Origin of the sequence: Candidatus Nitrosotalea sp. FS (genome assembly GCF_011319475.1) — an archaeon.
GTDB lineage: Archaea > Thermoproteota > Nitrososphaeria > Nitrososphaerales > Nitrosopumilaceae > Nitrosotalea.
This window is the reverse complement of record NZ_RCMC01000120.1, coordinates 1-10841: the sequence shown is the minus strand read 5'-3', so window position 1 is coordinate 10841 and position 10841 is coordinate 1. Positions and strand designations below refer to the sequence as shown.

Genomic DNA, 10841 nt, shown 5'->3' with positions numbered 1-10841 from the left:
TATTATTCAAAATTACATCCAGACATGAATGGCACAATAATGGTAGAATCTCAAAAAGTTCCTACCTTCATACGACCACCATAATCACACAGTACACTCAACCAGACAAATTAGTAGCAATGCTTTTTATCAATCGCGCGAGGCTTTCTTTGTGAGTAAAAAGATCCTCCTTTCAGTTCCAATTTTTGTCGTACTTTTAGCTGTCGGAGCGTTGCAACTTGCTCACGGGGACAATAGCCAGATTTCAATATCTAATCCTACTATGGTGGATGCCACAGGCCATACCATCTCAAGCTTTCAGGTTGGACAACAGATAGGAATCCAGTCTATGCTTACAAACCACGAGGCACACGATCAAAGGTTTGCATATGTTGTTGAAGCACTAGACAAGAACCATGTGTTAGATTACTTTGAGGGCTTCTCCGCATCCATGCTAAACAACCAGTCTCTCACTGCAACCCAAGTCTGGATACCACAAAAGGCTGGTAATTATACACNAGTACACTCAACCAGACAAATTAGTAGCAATGCTTTTTATGAATTGCGCGAGGCTTTCTTTGTATGAGTCCAAAGATCCTACTTTCCGTTCCAATTTTTGTTGTACTTTTAGCTGTCGGAGCGTTTCAGCTGGCTCACGGGGACAATAGCCAAATCTCAATATCTAGTCCTACGATGGTGGATGCCACAGGCCATGCTATCTCAAGCTTTCAGGTTGGGNAATTTTTGTTGTACTTTTAGCTGTCGGAGCGTTGCAACTTGCTCACGGGGACAATAGCCAGATTTCAATATCTAATCCTACTATGGTGGATGCCACAGGCCATACCATCTCAAGCTTTCAGGTTGGACAACAGATAGGAATCCAGTCTATGCTTACAAACCACGAGGCACACGATCAAAGGTTTGCATATGTTGTTGAAGCACTAGACAAGAACCATGTGTTAGATTACTTTGAGGGCTTTTCAGCATCCATGCAAAACAACCAGTCCCTCACTGCAACCCAAGTCTGGACGCCACAAGAGGCTGGAGATTATACAGTTCAGGTATTTGTCTGGGACAACCTCGCCTCTGCAGCTCTCCTCTCCGATGTAATGGAAAAACAGATATCGGTACAAGCACCAGAAGATGCTTCTGTACCAACAACAATTCAAAAGTCATCCGAGTCAACAATTTGGTTCAAGTATACTCCGGTATGTTGCAATGGTACTTCATGGGAAAATAAATATCCCTCTCCAGAGGTTTCGCTTCCTGAATTCCTTAAAATAAAAGATTACTTCAACGGTTTTGGGATTACAGTAATTAAATCAATGCAGACACATGCAAACTGTGACTACTGCACAGAAATTAATGGCAAGCCTCTAGATTATTCATATTATTTGCTAGTCCCTTCATCCGATGAAAATAAGATGCTTAATCTCGGATTTGAAAAGGTAGACGCAATACCTTCAGATGTTTCTACTGCAGGTATGTGAGATCAGTGAAATTATCAGATTCTAACCTCTGCTAAAACTAGAAGAATCCTACGCCAGTTTTTTAAACCATACTCACGAATTTGAAATAAAATGAAGATTCTAGTCCTTTTCACTTTTATCGTTTCAATTTTGATACTTTGTACTTTTTCACCTCATTACGCATATTCTGTACAGCAATCACTAACAATCTCAACTGACNTTTTAGTCCTTTTCACTTTTATCGTTTCAATTTTGCTACTATGTACTTTTTCATCTCATTACGCATATTCTGTGCCAGAATCACTTACAGTCTCATCTGATAAAACTTCATACCATTACGGAGATACCTACACAATTTCAGGTCAAGTCAATCCAGTTGTACCAAACCAACGAATATCTATTGAAATTCTACATCCAAGTTATCCACATCCTGAACTGGTATCACTTGAGCCAAATGCTAATGGAAGCTATTCGCAGACCTTACCACTCACATTCAATTCCATTCCCTCTGGAAATTTTTCCATAATTGCAAGTTATGCTGGAGCCAAAAACCAAACAACATTTAGCTATATCGGCCCTGGATGTAATACAGATTTTTTCCCTTCAGGACCGATTATCCGTGGGGCTGCAGAAAACCCAAGAATAGTGGATCCGTATGGAAATGCAATTACTGGTGCAGTAAAAGTAGGACAACAGATACAAATCACTGCTGATTTGGCCAACGGACATGACTGTGTTATACCATTTGCATACATTGTACAGATCCAAGATAGTAACGGTGTAACACAATCGCTTTCATGGATAACAGGCACACTTGACATTAACCAATCTCTCAATCCAGGACAGTCCTGGATTCCAACTGCACCTGGCACATACACTGCTCAGATATTTGTCTGGGAATAGCCTTGACAATCCAAACTCATTGGCACCACCAATGAGTGCTACAATATCTGTGCAGTAATGATTAGATCTATTGAAAATCCACAGGTGTTGATTTTCGTAATGAATAAACCAAAAAACCTACTCCGCCCAACATNCAAATACAAAATGAAAACTCTGTATCTTTCAATAATTGTAATTTCTCTAATTTTTATTGGTGCATCTAATTTCAGCATGGCTCACGTGGAAATTCCACAAATTTCTACGTCCAAGTCTAACTTTACAGATGGGGATATAATTCCAATTAATGGATACGCGTTACCAGATTCAACGACAAACATCTTTTTACTAAATAACTATGATAATATACAAAACTCAACTCAAGTAAAGAGTAACAACACTGGCTACTTTAACACCAGTCTTGGCATACCATCCCATGTGATTGGCGGAGCATGGACTCTTTTTGCTATAAATGGTGAAAGCAATTTTGCTATGCAATTAATGGTAAATTTTCATGGCTCAAATACACCGCCATTTCACTCTCCAGGGAGATTGCCTCCACTGAAACAGTTCAAGTTGGGAATCGAGTCACATTATGTACAATGTAAAACTGACCTTCAACTGATAGTAAAATCAGAAGATAATTCTCCTGCTTGTGTAAAACTTGATGTTGCATACGTGCTCATAAAAAGAGGATGGGCTGTTAACGAATCAGCATATCCTGGGGGAGATACACAATTTGCACTAGATACAAACTCGACAATAATGCCTGCACACCTGCCACGCAGCTCAGGTCTTCAAATTCCATACGACCAACCATCACGAGTCATAAATTACAGCGGCTTTGATGGTGTATACAATGAAACATTTCAGTTCCGTGGAACACAAAATGATTATGTGCTCAGGCCTGGAAGTACCNTTGATGGTGTATACAATGAAACATTTCAGTTCCGTGGAACGCAAAATGATTATGTGCTTAAGCCTGGAAGTACTGGAGTCATAACATTCAAGCTTGAAGCAGTTTCAACAGAACAGCAAGGTCAAAGTTATCCAATACCACTTCCAAAATCCCTTAACCTTACAAACTATGCCATATTTTACCATGAAATAACAAGCCTTGAGGATCTTTCAAAATATCCGGGAGTCACGTTTAGTGACAATGACCATCGTGGTGGCTTTACGGCATGCTCTATAGGTCCAACAGGTAGAAGTTCATGCATAGGAGGTGGGTCAAATCCCATTGAAGCATTTGTGACAGACCATCCAGGAATAGACGTTTTGTTTGAACCCCCATCAGAGGTGCTGCCGCTTGGCATGAATGCAACATCCCAGGTAGTTACAATGACGATAACTGCAGACAGTAATGCACCAAGGGGCACATATCTGGTAATACTGCCTTCCAGTGGTTTGGATTCGTTTCTTCTAACTGTGGGTGACAAGCCATACCATGAGTGATGTTCTAGAAATGAAAACTCTTTCCGCAATAGGAATAGTATAGAGTTTTCATTTATGTAACAACAAATCCTTTTTCAACACTATTACCATAAAGAGAAACTTTCATGATGTAATTGCCAGCAGTGTTTATCATGATTGGGCCACCATATCCAGAATTTAGATCAAAGCTTTGACTAACATATGGTAGGGGATTAAAGGGCGTAGAAATACACATGCTAGTTACATCTTTACTTTTCCACACCACATTTTGATTCAAATCAAGTACTTCTACATGAGGATACTCACAATATTGTAGTTGACCTTGAANTATTTTTTGTTATTGTACAAGAGGCTCATAATTTATGGAGTAGTTATAGTTGCAAGCGCAATCGCACTTGTCTTTTTATCGTGCATTGATGGTTGTCCTTGGGTGCACTAGTTAGATTGGGCAGGATTTACATGCTACATGCTCTATTTTAGGATCCATTGTCATTTACTAAAAAATTGACTGAACCATTGTTGTACCTTGTCAGTCCAGCCTGCGGATTTTGATGTTTGGTCAATATTGTTATCGTATTTGGAGGATGTCCACCATACCCAGTCGTTAAAGTTTCATTATTTCCATCAGAGAATTTCACCAAATTAGAAACAAACCCACTAGGATTAGTGTCATTATTACGGTCAAGTGTACTAAAGATCACCCCATGAAATTGAATGGAATCGTTGACATAGTTTTCCGGATATGTTTGAGAAACGAAAAACAATTTGCCTCCTACAGATCCCGTCATATCTTTTGAAATTTCATAGTTGCCTTCAAACACATACTTGCCAGATTCATTATTTTTTGATTGCAAGTCAATCAGGGTAAAAGATATTATGCCTATTGCTGTCATGCCAGCAATTCCAATGATTANTTGTGCAGGAACTTGCAAGTTCAACATATGCAGAGTTTTCATTTCTATGGCACTATTGTTGAATTTTTGATATCCAAAAAATATGAAGTGGAGTTATCTGGAATTGAAGATATCTCAAGTCTCATATCCACAGTATCTCCGTAATTCCATTTTTTATTATCAGATAACGTTACGTATCTATAATTTGCAATTGGCATAGTGTTTATTGGTAATGAAAGAGACAAGGTGTCATTTTTTACACACAAATCATTACCACAAATGTCATACCCAAGTAAGTATGCGGTAGAGTTTGAGTTTATTTTTAGATAGAATGTGTAAGGAGGACAATGCATACCTAGACAAGCATCAGGTGGTGAGTATACTACAAGTGCTGTTACACCCAATGGATTAGGATTAGATGATGCAGCATTTTTTGCCTGAGGTAAATTTTCATTATATGGAATAACTTTGACATAGAAATTACTGTTCATTGTCATCAGAGTATTGTTTGCCTTGACTAGAATCTGATATGTATTTGGAGTGGCATCCTTGCTTGCTGATACGTAAATTATTACCTGTCCAGGAGTGTTTATTTTGGTGGTTGATAGTTTTGAGTCTATTCCGTTTGTTTTAGTGAATCCTACATGGGAATCAATGTCAAGTGAAACAGGCAAATTTGTAGGATTGGAGGTTATGTTTGCTACCAAAGTGAGATTTTGACCCTGTTTTACATACACTGGAGTATCTCGTGATGATAGAACTCCATTAAAGACAATCCCAATGTTAGTATCAGGTAGACCGTGCAGCGTATCGTTATTTTCAACATATGGTTTGGAAGGTACTATCAATGCATTAGGTCCACGATAAATTGGGAATTCTATGATGATAACTATTGCAACAGATACAATCAAGACTGCAATTATGTAAAGAGATAGAGTTTTCAATTTTCTTATGCCGTCCTCTTCAAATCCGAAATGTTTTTGTCATTAAAAAAATCACTCAAGACCTCTTTTGCAGAATCATCAAAGGATCCCATGTCTGTAAAAAATACTTCATATCCGTTTTTTATAAATCGGAAAGTATATTCTGAGTAACGTGGATCAATTTTATTACCATCAGTCTGAAGTGCAGTACCTGAAACGTAAATTGTTGTATTGCTAACATTCCACAACTGCCCATTTTCAGAATTAATCCATGGACCAAGTTCATTTGGCGTTTTTGTGCAGTTACAAAAAGTCACATCTACTCTTGCACTTATGTATGTGTAATCAGTATTTGTATAAACTGCATTAAGATGATCACTTTTACAAGTCATGTCAATTAACACGTCCCCTGTTTGAAGTTCAACCGGTAACGCTAACCACGTCATTTGATTTTTACAAGAATTTAGAAGAATTTTAGAAGATTGTAAAATCTCATCTTTTGATACATCTCTTCCAATTCCAACCACGCCATTCTTGTTTTCCGTCCATGTTGGTGGCTTGATAACAAGATATCCTTGGTTATCTACATCAAGGTCGAGCTTTGGCAGTGCTCCTGTAGTTGGAGCCCTAATCATTGTAAGCCCTGGGTTGTAAGATACTCCATCTATTGACCGGTATGGCTGACTTATGCATGGATCTTCAATTCTCTGTCTCCCATCCTGTGGCCAATATTTCATCAAGCAATGAGATGTAGGGTCAAGTGCACTATATGCTCGAAAAGAAGATGTATCATTTTTGTCCCCGCCCAGGATTTTAGGCAGACGAATAAGCATGAATGTCTGGTAGGCGTTTGCACGGTCCCCATAAGGAACAGATGATGGATACATGAAAATACCTGCACTGTTTGGTTTCATGTCTTCGATCTTTACATATCCATTAAAATCTGAATTTGAAAAAGGAGTGTGAAGATAGATTCTTTCATTTTGGTTGGATATGGAAGATGGGGAAGAATAGACTACTACCCCAAATGAAACAAATGCAACAATCAAAATTGTAATGATAAAAACAGAAAATTTTGAAAGATGTATAGTTTTCATTTCTTTTGAGGCCTCCCTGATGTTATGAGGTATATTCCAAGCAGGGTTAAAACTAAACCTGGCATTCCAAAAGGTGCAAGATACCAAGGATCTTCTAGAGGACAATTAGTTCCAGGTTTGCTACATGTTTTTTCCATGTATTCTTTNGTCATGCCAGCAATTCCAATGATTATTGAAATATGCAGAGTTTTCATTTCTATGGTGGAGCAAAAATCGTTATGTATTTTTCTACCATGTTGTCATTATGCTCTACGTATACCTTATGATTGCCATAGATATCACTTGCATTTGTAGATGAAATGGTGAAATTGTATTTGTATTGACCGTCAGATTGAATATCATTGGACGATATTTTGTCAGTTTTATACAATGTACCATTTGGATAGAAGATTGTGACAATAACCGGTGGAGAAAGAATCTGGAAATTTTTTATGTTTACACCAATCGTTACTCTTGCACCTACTGTTCCATTTTTATTTATACTGACTTCTTTTCCGGATTCCTCTACTAGGCTGATTGATTCTTGATTTGTATTGTTTATTGCCCAACCACGTTCTGTCAAGTATCTAACAGTATTGTTACGCACACACGCTGGTGACTTGTCTTCATGCTTGAAGATCAATCCAAAACCAAAATAACATGTCACATCATTTGCTGATATACCAGCTTTGACCTGTTGAAGAGGAAAAGGCGGCAGGATAATCTTTAATTTTTCTATCTCATTTTTGGGCAGGGTATAATTTTGAAAATTAGGAAGATGATGTATGGCGGGGATGGGATATGCAGGAGGTACTACATACGGTACGTATTCAGTAGATCCAACAATTTCTGAATGTATGTTTACTGTCATAACAAGAGTTTTGTCTACCATACCGTCATGCGTACGTAGAAAGTATATCACATCAAATGGTCCAAGCGTATAACTGCCATTATTCTGATGTTTTAGAGTTGTAATTACGTTTTCAAAGTCATATGGAATACCAAATGTAATATTTCTAAACTCAGTACTGTTGGTTACAATAGAGTCAAGTCTTGTGACATTTATTGTAGAATAGTATTTTTCACGATATGCATCTATCTGATTTGATCCATATACTGAATTGATTCCTACAGTAACTGAAAGAATNTGAGATAATACCTGTTATTACAAATATCACAAGATGAAGGGTTTTCATTTTCTAGTTTATTGTGTCCTCTCCCCATGAAAGTAGATACGTACATCGGATCTGAACAAGTCTAGAATGACAAGTACTGGAATAAATAGTGAAATGAGTATGCCCCAGCCTTGTTGAAGACTAAAAACACACAAGCCCAATTGAACAAACATTATGCCAACACATAGTTTCCAAGACCAGTGTCTTCTAGTCCATATTCCATAGGTAGCAATACTTGACGCTACTGCAAAAAGTGCTACAACTACAACATCTGCCGCATGCCGCAAGAATCCATCAGTGTTTCCAAAATATGCCAGTGCAGAATCAGTTGTGTACAAGTTAGGATCCTCTACAATAAAAAAGATATTTCCAATAACGCTAAAAATTTGCTGATATGACATATCACAATGTATGGTATTAAATAACATCAGTACACTAGAAACAAAAAATACCATTGAAAACACGGCAAAAAATATTCTTGCCACAGAAATTCCCAGAGGTGTTCCTGTATGGAGTTTTTTTGAAAAATATGTTATAAGAAAACCAATTACAGCAAACACAGACAATAACATGACAAGAACAACATCGCTGTCAAGCCCTGTATGGGGCATCATATAACCAGCAGTTGAATTGGCCATTTCCACATTTGACTGATTGTATGCTTGCACGTTTGATGCAATCACTTTTGCAAGTTGTGTATCTTCAGTTACAATAACTTGAGACAAGATTGTTCCATGAGAGTCTTGAAGGTTGAAAACAACTTCAACATACCTCCATGCGGCAGTGCATGCCTGGTCATCAATGACAAAATACTTGGATGTATGATCAAAACTGTACTGATATCCTGCCACCTTGGATTTGAGTTCTTGAGAGTTTTTTGCCAATTCAATTGCCTTGTTTTCATCATATGTGGCAGATTGTCTTTTTTCCGAATCCATGATTTTGTTGACGCATTCATCATTTGTTACAGGTGATGAAAGGTTTGAAAGTTCTGCATGAACCGGCACAATTTGATTTGCCAATATGACGATTCCAACAACTGTAATTATTGAGAGATGTAGACTTTTCATTTCAATCATTTCTCTCAGTAATCTTTGATTGACCCAGATCAATGAACAACATATTTTCTGGTTCTGGAACCATGTCACCATTTTCCTTTATTGTGACAGGTTGAACCTTCAATCTGACATCTACAGTATCACCAACTTTCCATGGAATCTCACCAAGTGTAGTGCTTCCTCCCCATACTGGACTATCCGGTGTTCCTCCTCTTCCATATGATGCAAAGTTTCCTTGTTTTATGCAATAAATTCCTCCACAGATGTTGTAGGAGATGAGCTGAACAGGCTTTTGTGATGTATATGACAGGCCAAATGCATTAAGCGGTCCACATGGCTGGTAAGGGCACGATATCTTCAAGTTGTGTACATAGCTTACTGTTGCATTGATTCCAAATGGATTGTCTGTAGTACTTGGTGCAAAGTCATAGAAGCTTGCAAAATACAAAATTGATGCAGAACCAATTGATATGGAAATCACAATTATGATTAAGCGCAGAGTTTTCATTTTCTCATCATTTCCTTACTATCCTTGGATGCGAACCTTCTCAAGGTATTCAAATGGCATATTGTCTTTCATTCCACTAATAATGAGAGAATATGTTGATTCAGTTTGAAAGCCTCCACCAACTAACATAGTAGTATCAGATCTAGAATTACCTGAAATGAGTGGAGTTGATGATGTAATACTTTTAAAATTAAAAGTGTAGTTGTGATTGGTTTCAAGTATTGCATTAAGATTTGTTATAGGTGTAGTACCAACATTTTGTATGGTCAATTGAATCACAGGTCCTCCAGGAGTATAAGGTGGAACCATTTTAATCTCAACTATTTTTACGGTTTGATCTTCTGTCTCATTTGAGATGGGAGTGTATGAGTTAATGGCAATGCCTGTTGCAAATCTTAATTTTATCCATCCTCGTTCAACAAGTTTTGATACAGTATCAGATCTAATACATGCAGGGGAACCATCTTCAGATTTCATCACTAGCTGTAGATTTTGTTTACAGACTACATTGTGTGAATCTATTCCAAATCTTAATTGTTCTAGCGGTGAAGAAACCGTTTGTGATTGGGTATCATTAAGCATTGAATAGAAACCCATACGGACGTTACCCCTGTTATCTGAAACTGTCGCAATGTAATTTGTNGAAGAAACCGTTTGTGATTGGGTATCATTAAGCATTGAATTGAAATCCATACGAACATTACCCCTATTATCTGAAACTGTCGCAATGTAATTTGCAACTTGTATTGGTACGAATCTCCACTTTACTGATTCTGGTCCACTGCAAGCCTGCATCTGCACGCTTTGTGTCTGATTGAAAACCTGTCGTCCCGTATTTTGGTCTTGTATTGTCAGCGTTACTTGAACAACTCTTGGTTGAGTGCTAGTATTCCGCACATCATCGTCATGGAATATTGCAGTGTGATAAGTCGATGGAACATACGGCAAACTTTCATTTGTATCTGTTATGTAAATATGCGACGAAGGCCAGAGCGGAGGTAGGATTCTTGTGTCACATGTTTGTGATGTATCAAGTGCAAGTGCTGGCGATAAAGAACCAAGTAATATCGTGATCAGACTAGTGGATAGGTACAGGATTTTCATTTTTCAACTCCTGCCAGTGAATTTTCTCTTCTCCACCCTAATACAAACAGAATCATTCCGCTTCCAGTAACTGCTAAACCAGAATATGATGCGATTCTGCCTACAATTTGTAATAATGTTTCTTCACATCCAGAGCTAAATGGTGTACTCACTACCATGGCATGACTAAAACAGTCAATACTTCCATATTGCTCATATCCCAACATTGTCATTGAAATTCCTACAANTTATGTAAATATGCGACGAAGGCCAGAGAGGAGGTAGGATACTTGTGTCACACGTTTGTGATGTATCAAGTGCAAATGCTGGATACCATGAACCTGAGATGATAATTGAAATAGAA

Annotated in this window: 4 protein-coding genes; all 4 read right to left on the bottom strand. The window is 37.9% G+C overall.

All coding sequences use genetic code 11. The annotated features are described in order from the left end of the window. Positions 1 to 4719 precede the first annotated feature (4719 nt). The 4 genes from DYY66_RS04460 to DYY66_RS04435 all read right to left on the bottom strand — a co-directional run bounded on the left by DYY66_RS04460 (position 4720) and on the right by DYY66_RS04435 (position 9394). Positions 4720 to 5598 carry a hypothetical protein gene (locus DYY66_RS04460; RefSeq protein WP_166286569.1) on the bottom strand — a complete coding sequence of 293 codons (879 nt, stop codon included), beginning with the start codon at positions 5596 to 5598 and terminating at the stop codon, positions 4720 to 4722. 5 nt (positions 5599 to 5603) lie between these two features. Further along, positions 5604 to 6674 (bottom strand): hypothetical protein, encoded by a 1071-nt coding sequence (locus DYY66_RS04455; RefSeq protein ID WP_166286567.1) that lies wholly within the window; start codon positions 6672 to 6674, stop codon positions 5604 to 5606. Positions 6675 to 7857: 1183 nt separating this feature from the next. Then, a complete protein-coding gene (locus DYY66_RS04440) occupies positions 7858 to 8898 on the bottom strand; it encodes a hypothetical protein (protein WP_166286561.1) in 1041 nt (346 codons plus the stop codon). 1 nt (position 8899) lies between these two features. Beyond that, complete coding sequence (locus DYY66_RS04435; RefSeq protein ID WP_166286559.1) at positions 8900 to 9394, bottom strand: hypothetical protein; 495 nt, start codon at positions 9392 to 9394, stop codon at positions 8900 to 8902. Positions 9395 to 10841: the final 1447 nt, after the last annotated feature.

Bases quoted from the DNA above. Each gene is read 5' to 3' on its own strand.
- DYY66_RS04455 (WP_166286567.1), bottom strand. From the start codon at position 6,674: ATGAAAACTATACATCTTTCAAAATTTTCTGTTTTTATCATTACAATT.
- DYY66_RS04440 (WP_166286561.1), bottom strand. From the start codon at position 8,898: ATGAAAAGTCTACATCTCTCAATAATTACAGTTGTTGGAATCGTCATA.
- DYY66_RS04435 (WP_166286559.1), bottom strand. From the start codon at position 9,394: ATGAAAACTCTGCGCTTAATCATAATTGTGATTTCCATATCAATTGGT.